Origin of the sequence: Paenimyroides ummariense (assembly GCF_900115115.1) — a bacterium.
Classification (GTDB): Bacteria; Bacteroidota; Bacteroidia; order Flavobacteriales; family Flavobacteriaceae; genus Flavobacterium; species Flavobacterium ummariense.
Window position 1 is genome coordinate 37836 of sequence record NZ_FOVI01000013.1, and the last position, 17232, is coordinate 55067.

Sequence of the window (17232 nt, forward strand, 5' to 3'; positions counted from 1 at the left end):
AAAATAATTAATCGGAAATGATCTTATTTTGGTATAGTAATATAAGGTGTTTGTATAGATTCTAATTCTCACAATGTAAAGAGAGATATTTTTGATAAAAATTTAACTCGTTTATAATTATGAAAAAGATTCTATTGTTAACTGTATTTTTTATCGGATTAAGTAAAAGTTACGGTCAATTACATCTGGGAGTAAAAGCTGGAGCAAATCTTACAAAAATTGATGGTGAGGGTTTCAGCGATAAATTCGCTCTGGGATATCAGTTGGGAGGTTATACTTACTACGATTTCACTAAAGCATTAGGGTTACAGCTTGAGGTTCAATTCAACCAGACAAATACTAAAATTGAAGATAGGTATGTTGATGTCTTGTTAAATACGTTTGACAAAAAGAAGAAGTTAAATTATGTATCTGTTCCACTATTATTACGTGTTAACAGTCAAGGATTTATCACGCTTCTTGGAGGTCCGCAGTTCAGTTTTTTGTCTAATAGTAATCAATCAATCCTGCAGAATAGTAAAAAACTCTTTAAGAAAACTGATTTGGGACTTGTCGCTGGTGTTGAGATTAATTTGAGACCTTTGAGAATTTACGGCAGGTATACTTGGGGTTTCAGTGATGTTAGTAACATAGGTGATTCACCAAACAGTAGACAAATTCAGGTTGGATTAGCTGCTAATTTATTTTAAATATTTTTTTTTCATTAATAATTGATCTTGATTTTTTACTTCTTTCAGAATTTTTCTGAAAGAAGTTTTTGATTATATACGACATTAATTAAAGGAGTATTTAAATTTGTTTTTTCTTCGATATTTGGAGTTGTCTTAGTAGTAGTATAGGTAAAATTAGTACTTAATTGGCTCGTAGTAATTTATTTATTGGCGAAATTCAGTATTAAAATCACAATTATTTCTCTCAAAGTTTCCTCGTCATTAATTACTAAAATGCTTAAAGATATTTACTTCGTAAAACGATACAGCAATCAATGAGATATTGATTAATTATGACTTTAACAGTAAAATACTATCTCTTCCTGATGGAAATCAGAATATATGTAGAAAGTTAAATTTGAGATTTACTTGCTTTGTAATATTAGCTAAAAATCACGGATTATTTTATCTGCATTTTCAAAAGTGGTAGAACTTTCAAAATACTTATTTATGATCAACTGAGTTAATTCTACGTTATTGAGTCCAGACTTCAGTGTAGAACATAAGAAATCGTAATTGGTATTTGTGTCGTTACTAACTATTAAGCCACAACCACATTTTTTCTTCTCCAATTTCTTTTTCAATTGCTGTAAAAATTATAGGTGCATAATAATAAACATATAGTTTTCGGTCTAAATAGTCAGATTGTGACGTAATCTTTGCAAATGGAATAATATGGGGTGGGAGAAATCCTTTAAATTTTACAACTTTTTACTGATACTGTTGTCGTACACTTTTTCTCCTATGTCATTTTTTGTGAGCTTAAGCGATAAGTATTCTGCAAAACCTTCGCTAATCATATCCCGAAGTTCCGAATTAAAGACTTTGTACTTTTCAAAATAGTAATGGCCTAGTTCATGAGCTATAAACGGACGGTACTAATTTTGTATTTTTTGGGTTAAACAAACTTTTAAGACCATTATCACCCCAACCAATACTGTATTGAGGGATAAGATATATAAGCCAACCGTCTTTTGAGGTTGGTGTGGTACGGATAAATACCGTTGCCTGCTCAAAGGGAATGTTTAGTTTTGACTCGTAAAGTTTTTTAAAATTGTTAACTAGACGACTGAATTCTTTGATTTAGTCTTTACTTAAATAGGGATTTAGTACGTAAGTACCGTTGTTTTCTGTCAAGGCATAATTATCTAGAAAAAGAGATAATTCTTGAGTTATATTGCTCTTAAAATTCTAAGACTTTTTATTTATAGGCAAATTACCATTAATGTAAAGTGTATTGCAATCGTCACAAACAAGGTCAATATCATACATCACCTTTTCAGAAGTTTTGTCTGCTTCTATATCATATAGAACAGGATATCAGGCAGATGAACACCATCGGTTCTCAATGAATTATGGTTAAAAGCAATATTCCCTTTCCAATCTTTCCTACTGTAATTCTCAATAGTATCCTTAACAACAGGATATTTTCCAACATACTCAATCTGTACTGTGTTAGGTAAAAATTTTTCCGTTCTTGTATTATTGGTAAAAAAATAGGCATTTGTTTCACCAGTAGAAGTTATATCACTTAATGATTTACTGGGATAAATTAAAAAGTAGTTTGGCTCCATGCTTCTGAAGTGAAGGTGGTTCATTCCTGAATTAAGTCTTATGATGTAGTTTTAAATATCAGGGATGTTGCTTAAAGTAAGATTGCAATCAAATGTTCCCTCTTTAACTGAAATATGTACTGTACCTGTAAGTAAAAGATTCTTTTGTTGAGCAAAAAAAATATTTGATAGCAAAAGTAGTTATGAAAAAAAATAGTCTTTCCATTTAGATTTTTTTAATTTAAAATAGGTAATTTATTTATAGGTTAATCATTATTTTTACGTACGTAAACTAAATTATACCTGCTTTTATGAAGAATAAACTGTTGATTATCCCATTCGATCATTTATTTTAAGGTTCTCTTCTTATCACTTGAATTTTCGTAGTAGGACTCGGCAATTTTATAACCCGTCCAGTAAGCGATGTCACCTGGTATTTCCTTATGAATTTTAGAAGCATAAAAAAATATTTTATAAAATATCTTGTATAGTATTCGGCTTTTAATTTTTTCCAAAGAATCTTTTTTAATTAATTTACTGTATTTAAAATTATACTTTCTCATAATTAAGACTTTTTATGAACAGACAGTACTTTCTCGTCTAAAAAAAATTTTATTTTTTTTCGTTTGAAAATCAAAAAATATAGGGATGCAATATTATTTTTAGAAGTAAAGTTATACTGCCAACTTATCCTGTGGCGGTTTTTGGACGTTTGGATAATGATGCGGTAATTTATACTAGAGCAATACCACCTAAAATGAAATGGCATTCCAGTTAAAATTCCATCTAATTTTGTAATATACAAACCATCATCAATATCTGTTGACGTATTGTAAAAATGATTTATTTCACCGCCCTTATTAGCAGAAATTTTATATTTAAACGGTGTAAGTACGGTGATTATGTCTTCAATCCATTGTTTCTGTATTTCGTGTAAAGTAGAATTTTCGAGTATTGAATGGTTCTCAAGTGGCATAAATGGAAATAGTAGTATGTTCCTTTTTTTCATATGGTATAATGTATAGCGTACAATTTTACGACAATCAATAACAGTATATGATTTAACTATACAAACTATTAGGTATTTTATACAATAGTAACTATTTGCTCTACAAGAATGTCCAATCTTTCATCAAATTAAATTTTGTATTGGATTTTGTGGAGTGTAATACATTGTGCATTATTAATTTTATGCAGAGCTATATTGAGTTTATAATAAAAAGCCAAAGTATGAAATAAACTTTGGCTTAATTGATCTTCTTTAACCAAAGCAATAAAGATCTATAGAGATATATGCACTACATAGTCCATATAGTATGTTGCAATAATACATGTTTAACTAGCTATGTGATATTTTTTTATACCAAATGGATACAATTCTAGAGGAACTCTGTGAACTGTCTTGTTTGCTAGATACATCGTATAAATATCTTTCATTGTTATAATCTTCGAAATTATCTTTACTTACCCATATCGGTGACGCCGCAATGGGACTTTCATATGTTTTACTGTCCATTATATATATAGGGAAGTAGGGGATATTAGCTTAAGTCACTTCCACCACCGTTGTTTTGAACATCTATGATTAGGTTTTTTACTGATGTCAGGTTATCTTTGTGGTTTAGGATCAATGAATCTATAATCCTTTTTGTTTCAAAATCGAAAGTGTTAATTATGAAGTTATTAGTATTGCTGTCTAGCTTTACAAAGTAGGTTGAGTCGCGCAGATTATAAGCTTCACTTTTCTTGATTTTCGATTTACCACGGTAGAATGTGTTTGCTCTGCCTAACTTAAGAATATCTTTTTTTAAGACAACTTTAAACGTAGAGGACTTCTGAGCGAAGCTCCAGTAATTTGCGTAAAGTTCGCCTCCTGGATTTTTATAAAATGCGATTTTCAAATCTCCTATCGAACCTAAAGCTGCCCGTTTTTCTATAGGTGTATTTGTAAGCAACCCTACAAACTGTCTTCCTTTTTTCTTGTTTTTCTATACATGAACATCAAAAGCTCCGATACCATAATTACATGTTCTTTCAATTTCGTTTGTTTTAACGGGCTTTACAGTAAGTTTCTCGACATTTTCTGCTATAAATTTTGAAACAGACAGTGTTTGGTTGAAGGTTTTAAAGGAATAGTAGCTGTCTGTTGTATAAATTTGTTGATGTACATCTCTTAAGAAAGAAAGATAAAACTGTAAAATTCCTAAACATTCTTTTTAAGTTCTGAGTTTTTTTGCAGCTTTTTTTACTTGATGCTTATGTTTTTGGTACTCTTTCATAAACCTGATGGGCAAAAGAAGCGGAGTTTTTTTCAATTTGCTCTGTCACATAGTTTATTTTTTCAGAGCAGTTACAACTTTTCTGGGAAAATACTGAAATGGAAGAGAGAGTAAAAAATAGAATAGTGATAATTCGTATTTATAGTTGTTTAAAAGTTTTTTAAAATATAATCTAGTGCTTTTGCAGATGGAACGTGGATATCTGGTCTTACACCATGGCGGTCTCCTTCATTGGTTCCTACATCATAGTCCATTGAAGTAGATATGTTGAGGATCAGTTTTGAGTTTGGCAGTTTAATCTGTATGCTTTCTCCTCCAGATACTACGAAACCGCCCGACTCTTCACCTACCAGAATCCCTGTGCGGTAATACTTAAGTGCATTAGCGAAATCGGCTGCAGAGGAAAACGTTTGCCCGCTTATAAGGACTATTACACTTCCCTTAAACTTTTGATCTTCTCCTTTTGTATTTATCAAATTGGACGATTTAATTTCTGTTCCAATTTTTCCTGATGTGTTACTCAAAATTTTTTGCGTATATTCTAAGTCTGTGTAGCTGCTGTTTTTTAAAAACTGTTTCTGTGTTTCACTGTATTTTGTTACTGTCTTATTATATTGCGTAAACGGTTGTGATACCAAGTAGCTTAGTAGTTCATCTCCAAGTTCTGAGTTTCCGCCTCCATTTTCCCGTATATCTATTATAAGGTTTGTTATATTTTCTTGTTTTAACCTATCAAACATTTCAAGTAAAAATGTTTTAAAAAACTCTAAATCTGAAAAACTTCTAATAGTAAGTAGCGCATAGTTTTTATCTTTTACTATGCAGTAACTAAAATTTTCAATTTTATTATTTTTTTGAGATGTATTTTTTAATTGTGATCGCTTTAATATATTAATATCTACATTAGTCTCGTCTTCAAATACTATCTTTAAGGTGTCTTTTTTTTCGATGAAAAGATTGTAGTAGTCGTTGAAGTAATATTGGCTTAAGGCGATACTACTTTTATTTGTTTCGGCACTTGTGTAGCTTCCAAAAAGTTTTATGATTTTATGTACATTTATTCCGTCTATTCGCACTATTTTTTTTCCAATAACATTATCTGGAACAAAATTCTGGTAACCGTCTTTTATTGACTTTATAAACAGTGAGTTATTTTGAATCCCTACTGTAAAAGGAAAGATGAGGTAGTCTGTTTCAGAAATGCGGTCCGCTATGTTAAGTTCTGTATGACCATCCCTTAATTTAGCGATAATTGGTTGAAAAGCAAGATAAAAATCAAAGGGACTAATTATATCTTTCTTTAAAATTCTTCTATGAGCACGGTTGATGAGGCGTACAAATTTTTTTTTTGAAATTTGGCTGTAAGGACTTACGCTTGCGTCTTCGATGGTGTATTTAATATAATCAACATCTTCATCTACTTCGTCTTTTGAAATAAGTTTTACAGTTTGGCTATAAATATTTAGCGTAAAAAGTATCGGAAGGTATAGTAATATCTTCATTGGATGTGTTCTTATATTTTATACTTATAAAGAGCTGTTCAAATTACGAGATTTTCTAAAGATTGTTTATATATTGTTCGTACTTACTTTTTTCAAAAACTTCTTTAGCGGTCAGTTCGTAAATGTCTTTCCATGAGTCTTCACCATACTCCTCTACATATTTGCTAACAATTCTGTATCCTAACCAGTAATTTAAAGTTTTCGGAGCTTTTGGAAATAGTTTGAATTTTTCATTTCTGAGGAGGGGATTGTTGCCGGAATTATCTGAAAAGTAAATTTTGCTTTTCAGAAAGATTTCTTTTTCATTCTCTATAAACCAACTCCATTCCTCTCTAGTCATATTTTCAACTGCCTCATATTCTGTTATTTTTTTATCAAAAAATATGTATGTGAAATAGCAGGCAAATCCTTCGTCAATTGTTTGGCTTAGTGCAGAATGACGTTCGCTATCATTATTTCGAAACTGTTCATATACGAAATGATTAAGTTCATGTGCAAATCCTTTTTCTAACGTATAACGCAGATCCAGAGATTCATTATTAATTTCAAACGCAAATTCCATAGAACTGCATCCTCCAAACCCAATTCCGGTAATCGGAGTAAATAACATACTTACCTTTGCTGTAGGCTTATACGGAACAAGTCTGTTGAACTTTTCTAAATTTGATCTCAGCAGATGGTTTATATTAATGCTTGTAATTTCTTTTGTGTGGTCGACGAATTGTTGCTTATTCTCTTTAAAAAGAATTTTATTCCATTTTATCATTCCGTTTTTATTATTGAACAGATAACTGTTTTCTTCGCCAAATATTGAGCCGTAGCAGTTATCCCATAAGCTTTTATGGGGGAGATATACCTTGCTTTGAATCATTAAGGAATCAAATTTAGATTTTTTATGGGCAAGAATCTGGTATTTAAAAAGATTGTGTACAGTAATATTATCTACCACAATGCTGTCCGATATTTTTTCAATTTGCTTGTAGTTGAAATCTGACTGTACAATTTTTTTAAGTTTGCAAGAACTCGCAATTGCACAAAATGTAAAAAGCAATAAATATTTTGAATTCATTTTTTCTCTTATAGTTCGATTAAAAAATTATACTGTGAAGACACCGCTTTAAAAGTAGTACTTTAAAGCGATCTAATAGGAAGATTTAAAATACAAAAATAACAACTTCTTTTGATTAAAGAATATTTTTTTTCAAAAATTAGGTGGTATTTAATAATCCATACGGAGAAATAATAGACCGCGATATACGTTACATTAAAGCATTATGAGGAAAACAACCTGCAAACTTTTTTGTGAAAATTCACAAGTTCTTTATCGTATTGTTAGATAAAATGGAAGAAATGTATAGCGATTCTCTTTGGATCGTCAATAAAGCGTTAACAATAGTGCACAAATGTAGTACGTTTTTCTTATATAATAAATAACAAGATCGCCATATTTTTTTAAGCTTATAACTGATAGCAGTACTAAATTAATACTTAGGACGATACAGCTTATTTATCTGGGTCAAGAATTTGTTGGTACTGTAAGAAAGGTGTTTCGTCTAAAATAAAGGTATATTGGTCTAATAAAGAAATACCGTTAGATTTTATTTACTAATATTGAAATCAGATAATACAGCTTTTTATATCTAAATATGCATTTTCTAGCTTATATAGTTGTTACAAATGAAAAAAATAGAAAAAGAATAAATAGTTTTGTTATTGATTGATTGAAAGGCTGAAGGTTTTTACCTTTGGCTTTTTTTCTATATAAGAGTATTGACAAAAGCGTATTAAGTTTAAGTTGTTTTACCTCTTCATTAATTGCTCTAGTATATTGTTCTTTTACCTTAAATCTTTTTGAAGATTTTATTTGATTGGAATCAAATGTTTTTATTGAACTAAAACTTTTCCTTCTACACATTATAATAATCTTATGCTTCGCGCAAGTAAGTTTTTATCTCTTATGGTTCTAAAAATAGTAAGTCCTTAACTAACCGGTATGGTAATATGTTGTATTGGTATAATTTAAGGTGTTGTTGGTATAGTAAATAAAACATTGTTTTATAAATATAGTAATATTGTATCAGTACTTTATATATAGTGAAATGTAAGGTAGTATTAAGGGTTTAACATAACCATTGTTTAAGAGATTATTGTGTGAATATTATATGAAAATAAATAAATCTATGAAAATTATAATTTCTGTAGCTGTTTTATTTGCAGCTGCTTTCTTTGGGGGCAAGTATGCACTGAAAAATACGGGAGTGGTATGGAATATTATGTGGAAGAAGTACCAGTCAGAACTTAGAAAAGAAGAGTCTTATCTTTTAGTTAAATCAGAATTTAACAGTAACACTGCCATTTTCGATGGAACATTTAACAATTGGAATGATGCTAATATCAATACACATCGTGTAATATATCTGTCACAAACCGAAAATGGTAAGATTTCAAATGAAGACCTAAACAAAAGGTTGTCAGGTACAGAAAAAATTAAAATAGAAGGAAATTTAAAAACGGATGATGGAAAAGCGGGTATTTCTAAAGCAGTCGTATATTACGGAAAACATAATTATGAAGTAGTGTTTACGGATCTCCCGTTTTACAACAGTCCAACTGACGCGCTTTACGAAACAGGAGGTATACTTACTGTAGACCTGACCGTTACAGGAAACAAAATTCTGAAACAAAATTTACTGTCTACCGGAAAAATAATAATTGGCAAAGAGGCTGTTTTGGAAGTTCAGGATGGAACAACACTGGTAACGGCTCATACCGAGGTTAATGGTACATTAAAAGGTTTTGTAACCGGATATGTATTTATGAAAGATAATAGCGTGTTCAACGGCAGTCTATTACTAGGGCGTATGAGCGTTTCGGGAAATTCTACCATGATAGGAATGTTTATCGGGGAACAACTTAAAGTAGATGATAATTCCGAATTATTAATGAAAGAGTTTGGAGGGCTGTTTACTTCTGCAGATCTAGGTAAGAACGTAACACTAAAGTTTCATGATGGAGAGCCATTGTTTTTAGGTGTTAATGCAAATGAATGGACAGTGGATGAAGGTGAAAGTACAAGTACAGGACCAAATCTGGCGGGTGAAAACACTACAGGTAACTCGTGGTATATATCTTACACAAAGACGCCAACCGACATGCTTGGAAGAAAATGGGCAGGTAGCTTGAATGGGAAGGGGGCATTAAGAGCTGGAATTGATGGTCTGGGGTATGTGAAGAATGAACCGGATCTGAAACTAGAACTTGTAGGTGGCACAGAACATAATTTTGCACTTATGATTATGAACAAGTATCCGATAGTAAATGTGAAGGGAAATGTGGAAGCATATGTAAATGAAGGAATTGCTTGCCCACCAAATGATGCTCAGGTTATCAAATTATCTAAATTGATCAAAAGAGATGCAAAAATAAAGACTTTTGATGTGGATTTTAGCTTAAGTGCGCCAAACTATGAATTTCTTTCATCTGAAAAAATTGCAGTACATAAGGTTATGATGCCGTTATTGAAAAAAGCAGCAAAAGAAGTTTCTGATTTTTCTTGGAAAAGCGCAAAAACGGAAGCTGGTTATGTGTTTTACGGTTATACGGGTGATCAGACCAATCATTGGACTGGTCCTACAGGCGGAGAAGAATGCATTGTCTATGTAAATAAGAAATAATGATCACATAAAAACATAATTAGAATATTGTGATAAACAGAATAAAAGAGTAATAAATAGTGTGAAATTGTTTGATTGTTAGGTTGGAGTTTTTTAGCTCCAGCCTTTTTTGTTTTCTTAAAATGTAGTACTCATAGAGACTACTATGTTTTTTTATTTCAGGTTTTTTTGACCAGTAATACCGAATATTGGGTAAGTAATAATGAACCGTGGAGGGTAGCTTTGAGTAATAGTCGGTACACATTACTTTACGAACTAATTTCTAACTAGAGATTTTACTAATTTAAAACGATTAATAATGAGCAAAGTAAAAAAAACTTTTGGCAACGGAGTTGCCGTTATCACAGGTTCTGGTTCTGGCGTTAGTGAAGGTCTGGCACTCTAACCGTCTTCACTAGGGATGGTGGTAGCAGTAGTAGATAAAATGCTGAGAGGGTTGCGGCAGATATCAACAGTATAGGAGGACGTGCTAAAGCATTTAAGATTGATGTACGAGACGCAGATGCCCTGGTAGTGTTAGCTGAAAAAGTATGCGGTAGTTTAGGCGAAGTAACCTTACTGATAAATAATGCCGGAATTGAGCAGTTTGGCTATGTTTGGGATGTACCTGTAGCTAACTGACAAAGTCTGGTCGATATAAACATTCCCGGAATATTTAATGGTGTTAATGCTTGTTTTACGATAAAAGCTTCATCTTTGTTTAAGCTCCACAAGGGAGTGGAAACCGAATGAAAGTAGGAAGTTAGCCTATTATTTTCTGAGTACGGTAACTGCAAAAGAAAGTCAAAAGTGAAGCTTATTCCCGAAATTACGGTATCTTTTTCTAAGTGCACAATTTTACGAACCGATCCAGGGCTGCTCAATAAAATATCATTTTTTCAACAGTTATATTTTTCTTGATTTATTGACTTCTGAAGCTCGCCTTTATCTATACATAGTAAATAGAAATAGCTTGTGTTAAAATTATCCTTGTACTTTTAATTAGCAACGGCTTCTACACCTGTCATCATCGTAAATCCTTCAACATCCGTATACCCTCTACTATGTACATGCCTTCTTAATTCTGATATCAATTCTACCTTTAAATCGTTTGATGAGAATGTTCTGTTCATAAATATTTATTTTCATTAATCCGGTAAACTTCGGTACTGTAGGAATGTGACTACGGCACTACTCAGATTAATTTCATTTTTTTCTAGAGAATCATCTAGGTAGCATAAGATTTTTTTATAACAGAATTTTAAAACAAAACCAGAAACAGCCCTTTTCGAGAATTTCTGGTTTGTCAGTAAAATTACAATTATAATTATAACATCTTTAGTCCATTGATGTATTATTCCCGATAGCCTGCACCTCCGTTAATAGACCACACCTGACCGGTTATCCATTCTGCTTCATCCGATAGTAAAAATGCAATAGTATTTGCAAGGTCTTCTGGCTTGCCTAATCTGTTAAGCGGTGTTCCTGCTAAAATCTGTGCCTGAAAATCTTCAGATAGTTTTGATAGTCCGGTTTCAGTCAGCACAGCACCAGGGCTTACGCAGTTACATCTCACATCATCTTTACCGTATGTTGATGCTATGTGTCTTGTAAGGGTATTAACACCTGCCTTTGAAGCAGCATATGCCGGACGAACTTTTTCTCCAATATGAAATGCTGCACTTGTTGTATTTACGATATATCCTCCACCAGCATTTTTAAGATGTGGTAAACCATACTTTATTACCAGCGCGTATCCGATTAGGTTTGTATTAAGTGTTTTTTCCCATATCGGCAACTGCATTTCCAGAACTTCAATGTCATTTCCTGCCGTAGCATCCGATACGTCTGCACCTATGTTTGCGATGCCGTCTAATCCTCCAAGTTTTTCAATTGTAAAATCAATCAACGAACGGATGCTGGTTTCGTCAGCAAGATCGAACTTGAATGCATAAGCTTTACCACCATTATCCTCAATAGATCTGACAACAGATTCTGCACCCTCTATGTTTATATCTCCAATTACAACAGCTACACCTTCTGATGCTAATCTCTTGGCTGTCGCAGCTCCAATACCTGTTGCCCCTCCGGCAATAAGAATTCTCTTATCTTTTAAACCTCTCATATTATATAAATTTTGTTTAGAATTAAACCTAAGTTACATACTTTAAACATGAATTAAATACAAATCTATACGAAGCTGTTGTTGTGCTATACCAATACACGATGTTTTCCGATAAAATTTTTGTCTTAATAGAAATTGCTGGAATTATTAAAGTTACTTATTGTCTGCTTGCTTGCTGTCTGAAAAATCAGCTAAATTATATACCATTGATGAAGAAGTATCAATCAAACTACAGGGAAATGTTGGTATAGTAAAAAGAACCGTTAGTATAGTTTTTAATTCCGGCTATCTTATATATTTTAATTTAGCTGGTTGCTTTTAATGTCGTTTTGAGGATTAAAAAGCTTTCTGAAGTTAGGGCATATTTTAGGTAAAAATAAAACGGATATTTTAACGCTTAATCGAACAAATGAAGTTTTTTGAAGACCAGACTAAAATGTTGTAAAATCCTAATCAATATTATAAAATAATTATCAATTTTAAATTCAGTTATATATGAAATTTAATAAAAGAAGCATCATTAAATTTCTACTTTTACTTGGAGTAACATATTTACAGTTAAGTATGTGTGCATCTGCCCAAGTAAAAGGTAAGAAGCCTTCTCATAACGTAAGCCTTTTTTCCCAACGCGATACTACCGATGTCAAGAACAAAGATTATGTAGAACATATAGAAAAGGCATTTCTTGAAATAAGTGAAATACAGGAAAAAATTTCAGTACCCGTTAATCGGCAGAATGCTATTAATATACTGAAGACTGAGGAGTTGATAAACATCATCAATGCTTCCATAAAATTGCACTCTCAAATTAATGCAAGAGACCTTCAGTTATACCTTAAATTATTAAACAATTCCGAACGGGAACAGAACAGACTTAAGACTGACAATTTTAAACTTGACACCATCTTCAAATCCGCTCGTAAATCATTGTACGATATTTCCGCCGATCCTGTTCTTGCAGAAATTGCTAGTGTTATGAGTATTCAAGATAGGGAAAAACTTAATTCTTTAAGTGGAAGGTGGGCTTCTTTAGACAGTATTATAGCCGAGAGAATATCTCTTATTGATCAGCAGGGGATACAGCTGTCTACCATAAATATACAGCTTAAAGACTTGCAAAAACAAACAAGGGATCTCTTGTTTGAGAGCAATATTGCAACATTTAAAAAAACAAATGCAAAACCTAATAACTCAAGTGGCAGTGGTGGAGTGATTACACAGTCACAAATAAATGCCAAAATTGTTGGTATGTACATGCAGGATAACTTATTTCTTTTCGTGTTTTTACCAATATTATTGGTTTCAATCGTATACTATTGGACTAACCGTAAAGTTAGGTTCGTGAAAGATAAGGTTACTGACACTTATTTGTCTTCGGTTTTCAGCGAAGGCATATTTATGCGTCCCTTTACTCATATTACGTTTATGGTGCTAAATTTAGTGCCTCTGTTAGATCTTAACACTCCATCTTTTTACCAATTCTTAATACAGTCATTGTCAGTATTTATGTTTGTAAAAATGCTTGACAAACAAGAAAGAAAAAAATATGGGAAGTTTTATCTTGGTTTTTTTGCGTTGTACATTGTGATATTATTTCTTAACGCACAAAATTTTACTGTTGTTCATAAGGTTGTTCTTACAATTGTTAGTATCTCCACGGCAGTAATTGCAGTTATACTGATGTCCAAGGGTATAATAAAAAATAACGTGCAGAAGACATATGGAATAATTTCATTATTGATTATATTAACAACTTTACTCTCTCTGTTCTGTCTTTTCACTAATCGTGTCTTGGTGAGTTATAATTTAATTTATGCTTCTATTGTCTGTGTATTGCAATTAATTTGTTTATTTAAAGTTAAAGATATTATATTGGATCTTTTGAAATTGCAAATGTTGCAAAGGAGGTTAAAGCTCGCAATTGATAATACTGTTAATACATCCAATATGGTCTCTAATCTTTCAAAACCACTAAATATATCTGTGTACATTTTTTGCTCTATAAGTTTTATAAGTAATTTGAATCTGTATGTTGCGCTGGAATCTCTAATAGATGCCATAATGGATCTTCCTATTAATATCGGCAGTATCCACATCACTGCAGGGAGTATTATTTATTTTATTATCATCGTATTTATAGCTCATTTTATCAGAAAACACATCGGGTATGTGTTCGGGAATGTGGGTATTGAAGAGGAAGACGAAAAGTTTGAACAGTCAAGTTTAGTTATTACAAGACTGCTTATAATATGTTTGGGCTATATTATAGCAGTGGCTGCTTCCGGGCTGCCTGTTGACAAAATAACAGTGGTTCTTGGTGCGCTTAGTGTTGGTGTAGGTATGGGATTCCAAAACATCGTTAATAATTTCGTGTCGGGACTTATCTTACTCTTTGAACGACCTTTAAAGATTGGGGATAATGTGCAGATCAACGGAAAATCGGGGAGGGTGAAGGAGATGGGTGTAAGAACAAGTACACTGCAAACCGATGAAGGTGCCGAAGTAATTATTCCAAATGGGACAATTCTCTCTCAGGATATTATAAACTGGTCTTATAAAAACAATAAACGTAGAGTTGAACTTTCATATTCTATAAAAAGTTCTAAAAATGCTGTTCAACTCGAAGCATTTATTGTCAATTGTTTAGTCCAAATTGAAGATGTACTGTCTTTCCCAAAACCGACAGTGTTATTTGATACTGTTTCGGAAGAAGATTTTAAGATTAGAATACAGTTTTGGTTTAAAGATTCTGGCAATTTCGAAAAAGTGATGAGTAATACTAAAAGCTTTCTTTATACCGAACTAAAACAGAATGAGATGTTCGTTCAATAATTCTAGTGAAACCTCGTATCGTTAAAATTGCGTAGTTAATACTAAAAATTAAATGTTTTGACAATTGGAAGGTGTTGTAATTTGATTTGTACTTTGTTTCTAACATGCTCATTTAGCTTTCCGATCAGATCTGTTGCCGGAAAAATCTTTGTTTGCTGTGATACATACCTAAACTGTCATAGTAAATCGTAATAAAATCAAACGGTAACATATTGTCTTTGTAGGCACTTGTTACTCGGCCGTTATGATAATTAATATGGTCTAACATTATGTTGTTCTTCCACGTTTCTTTTCTAATCAGAGTTCCTTGAACGTCATAGAAAAAGAGAAGTTAGTGAGTTAATATAAAATGGCTAAAATCGTTGATTGCTATTTTGAATACTTTACCATTTATATATAAATTCGTCTAAATGACTAAGGTCAATAACCTCACCTGCTTCCGGCATCTTACCTGTAATGTTTTTAGTAAGCTGTTGGTGATTGCTGTCGTAAGTAAATTCAGCTGTTGCGAAATTTGTTGAATCGTAGTATCTGGAAACAGTCTCCACGAGAAAATCTTCAAATACGCATTGTGAGTTGCATTTATACTGTAAAAAATTTAATAAAAACGGTTATTGCTACTAGACGTAAACTTTTTAATGCAGATAAATTAGTATAAGTTATCATAATCTTTGTTTCTTTTTGGATTAGTGGAGTTCTCCATTTGTTGTGTTAATTTTTCATAAATGTATGAAAATACTGTTTTTAATGAGTTTCTTTTTATAAGATAATTCCACCATCTTATTTTGCTATGCAAAATACTTGAAACAATATATGAGCGTTGTTCTCACACAGTATAGATGTCTGGTTAGCAATATCAAATTATATTGTAACAATTGATATTTTTTTGCCTATACATTTCTAGTTTTATATTGACTAAAGATTTTCTTTTACAGAGATTAATTTCCTACTGTGACAGAGTCTATAAGGGAATAGTTAAATCAACAATATACTCTTGCGAGTTACTGGTGATTTTTAACTGCGTCTTTTTATGTTCGCTAAACCCAAACCATTGCTTTTGTTTTTTGAATGATGTTGGTTTTTTTCGGTTTTTGAATTGATACACACAAAATGCAGCTACGTGTCTTTAATATCGATACTTATCTTCAAAAATGTTTGATCACCATTAGGGGCTATACTATGCCTTACGGTATTTTGTTTAAAAACGGTAAACAAACCGGGCGAAATAAAAGTATAATTCAAAGTGTTTTTAGCGATATAATTTTCAATTTCAATCTTAAAACTATCTTTTCGGATTTTTTCTAGATTTAAAAAGTTCGAAATAAATTAAATTTCTGATGCTAAAGTATTTTTCTCGCCACTGTTTTCGTACAACTGATATCTTAAAAATTCTGACAGACGAATGATCACGGAATTTGCCATTTCTGGATTTGTTCGAATCAATGCTTTAACATTATTCAACATATTAAACAGAAAATGCTGACATACCTAAATTAACTCGTTTAAATTCCATCTCAAACGTTATGTTGTTTAGTTCGGTAATACGCTCATTATCTTTAAGCCAGCGCTGCAATAATTTTATGGGTGTTGAAAGCGAAATTAAAGATGCACAAACAACTATCACTCCGTAAAAATCAGATCTTATATTAATTTCCTTATGCATTAATGGGTGTGCCTCGGCGTAATCTTGATGTAAATGCAGATTGAAATAGTTTTCATGATAAAAAATTAAAATCTGAACACCTGAAACAGCCATCAAAATTAAAAAAACCGCTTATCCTAAATATTTAGATCTAAACAAAAACAAGGCACCAGCACATGCATATTTACATAAAACATAAGTACAAAAATTATGTAAACGGTTGCTGCAGCGTAATATCCGTAAGGAGTTCCGAACGATTCTACAAAACTTCCCCCATAAAGCATCAATAAAAAACCGTTGGAACAGCACCTGACGTTTAATACGGTAACATTTTTGTATAAAAAAAGCCAGTACTTTATTATCGTTGGTATTCTGGCATTCTGGCATTCTGGAATCATTTATACGAACAAAATTAAGTGTAAACTTAAGGTTTGAACTATTACCAACTTCTTATATTATACAAACTTCCCAATTTACTATATAAAACCACTTACATTTATGTTTGGTATAAAAAAAACGGAGGTTAATCTAAAAAATCAATTTTGCGTGCTGGTATTTAATTTCTTTGCAACTGATAGTTATAAAAATGGTTCATTCAGTACAGCTGGTACTCAGAAATTTTAAGAAAGAATTGATGAGGATTTAGCCAAATATCCTGAAGTATGAAGTCATAACAACCGGTATGTTCTTTTGTGATTTAGAGAGGCTGAAAATAGAGTCTTTTAACCTTTAGTTGAATATTCCATTTTGTCTGTATGCTTTAGGTCGCAAACAAATATATACGATTTTTGGTTTGTTTTGGTTGAGAAACTACCAATACGCCTCTTAAAAAGTAGATGTTTTTACAGATAATAACCATTTTACAGAATGTTTGTGAAATTTTCTATTAAGCTATTTTGGATGAACCTTCATCAGTTAAAATAATCACTGCTTTAA

The 17232-nt window shown here is 31.9% G+C and carries 14 protein-coding genes and 1 pseudogene; 4 read left to right on the plus strand and 11 right to left on the minus strand.

Annotation, left to right across the window (positions count from 1 at the left end; translation table 11 throughout):
• Positions 1 to 119: 119 nt before the first annotated feature.
• Entirely contained in the window at positions 120 to 689 is a 570-nt protein-coding gene (locus BM253_RS10515; protein ID WP_091523557.1) for a porin family protein, read from the plus strand.
• Between the two features lie 407 nt (positions 690 to 1096).
• Here BM253_RS10515 and BM253_RS17510 read toward each other — a convergent pair whose 3' ends face one another.
• The 5 genes from BM253_RS17510 to BM253_RS10540 form a co-directional block, all read right to left on the minus strand.
• Positions 1097 to 1294 (minus strand): hypothetical protein, encoded by a 198-nt coding sequence (locus tag BM253_RS17510; RefSeq protein ID WP_245758488.1) that lies wholly within the window; start codon positions 1292 to 1294, stop codon positions 1097 to 1099.
• Between the two features lie 714 nt (positions 1295 to 2008).
• Positions 2009 to 2308 (minus strand): hypothetical protein, encoded by a 300-nt coding sequence (locus BM253_RS17515; protein WP_245758489.1) that lies wholly within the window; start codon positions 2306 to 2308, stop codon positions 2009 to 2011.
• Between the two features lie 1496 nt (positions 2309 to 3804).
• Positions 3805 to 4218, minus strand: a complete 414-nt coding sequence (locus tag BM253_RS10530) for a hypothetical protein (RefSeq protein ID WP_091523565.1) — start codon at positions 4216 to 4218, stop codon at positions 3805 to 3807.
• Between the two features lie 473 nt (positions 4219 to 4691).
• Positions 4692 to 6044: a S41 family peptidase gene (locus tag BM253_RS10535; RefSeq protein WP_091523568.1), complete on the minus strand. Its 1353-nt coding sequence runs from the start codon at positions 6042 to 6044 to the stop codon at positions 4692 to 4694.
• Between the two features lie 55 nt (positions 6045 to 6099).
• On the minus strand, positions 6100 to 7113 hold the full coding sequence (locus BM253_RS10540; RefSeq protein ID WP_218154371.1) for a gliding motility protein GldB-related protein: 1014 nt from the start codon (positions 7111 to 7113) through the stop codon (positions 6100 to 6102).
• Between the two features lie 1111 nt (positions 7114 to 8224).
• Here BM253_RS10540 and BM253_RS10550 point away from each other — a divergent pair.
• Both BM253_RS10550 and BM253_RS17700 read left to right on the plus strand, forming a co-directional pair.
• Positions 8225 to 9718, plus strand: a complete 1494-nt coding sequence (locus BM253_RS10550; protein ID WP_143095624.1) for a hypothetical protein — start codon at positions 8225 to 8227, stop codon at positions 9716 to 9718.
• Positions 9719 to 10156: 438 nt separating this feature from the next.
• Positions 10157 to 10339 (plus strand): annotated as a pseudogene (locus BM253_RS17700) (SDR family NAD(P)-dependent oxidoreductase); the annotation flags it as partial.
• Here the strand turns inward: BM253_RS17700 and BM253_RS17185 are convergent.
• The 3 genes from BM253_RS17185 to BM253_RS10560 form a co-directional block, all read right to left on the minus strand.
• On the minus strand, positions 10309 to 10581 hold the full coding sequence (locus BM253_RS17185; RefSeq protein WP_143095625.1) for a hypothetical protein: 273 nt from the start codon (positions 10579 to 10581) through the stop codon (positions 10309 to 10311). The pseudogene BM253_RS17700 and the gene BM253_RS17185 sit on opposite strands and share 31 nt — an antisense overlap.
• A 114-nt stretch (positions 10582 to 10695) precedes the next feature.
• Complete coding sequence (locus tag BM253_RS17580) at positions 10696 to 10830, minus strand: hypothetical protein (protein WP_262487583.1); 135 nt, start codon at positions 10828 to 10830, stop codon at positions 10696 to 10698.
• 221 nt (positions 10831 to 11051) lie between these two features.
• Entirely contained in the window at positions 11052 to 11822 is a 771-nt protein-coding gene (locus BM253_RS10560) for an SDR family NAD(P)-dependent oxidoreductase (protein WP_091523581.1), read from the minus strand.
• A 495-nt stretch (positions 11823 to 12317) separates the two neighbouring features.
• Between BM253_RS10560 and BM253_RS10565 the strand changes: the two genes are divergently transcribed.
• On the plus strand, positions 12318 to 14654 hold the full coding sequence (locus tag BM253_RS10565) for a mechanosensitive ion channel family protein (protein ID WP_091523584.1): 2337 nt from the start codon (positions 12318 to 12320) through the stop codon (positions 14652 to 14654).
• 383 nt (positions 14655 to 15037) lie between these two features.
• Here BM253_RS10565 and BM253_RS17335 read toward each other — a convergent pair whose 3' ends face one another.
• From BM253_RS17335 to BM253_RS10575, 3 genes are all read right to left on the minus strand, one after another.
• Entirely contained in the window at positions 15038 to 15202 is a 165-nt protein-coding gene (locus tag BM253_RS17335; RefSeq protein WP_177205767.1) for a hypothetical protein, read from the minus strand.
• Between the two features lie 778 nt (positions 15203 to 15980).
• Positions 15981 to 16118, minus strand: a complete 138-nt coding sequence (locus BM253_RS10570) for a histidine kinase (protein WP_091523588.1) — start codon at positions 16116 to 16118, stop codon at positions 15981 to 15983.
• A 1-nt stretch (position 16119) separates the two neighbouring features.
• Positions 16120 to 16410 carry a hypothetical protein gene (locus BM253_RS10575; RefSeq protein ID WP_091523592.1) on the minus strand — a complete coding sequence of 97 codons (291 nt, stop codon included), beginning with the start codon at positions 16408 to 16410 and terminating at the stop codon, positions 16120 to 16122.
• Between the last annotated feature and the right edge of the window lie 822 nt (positions 16411 to 17232).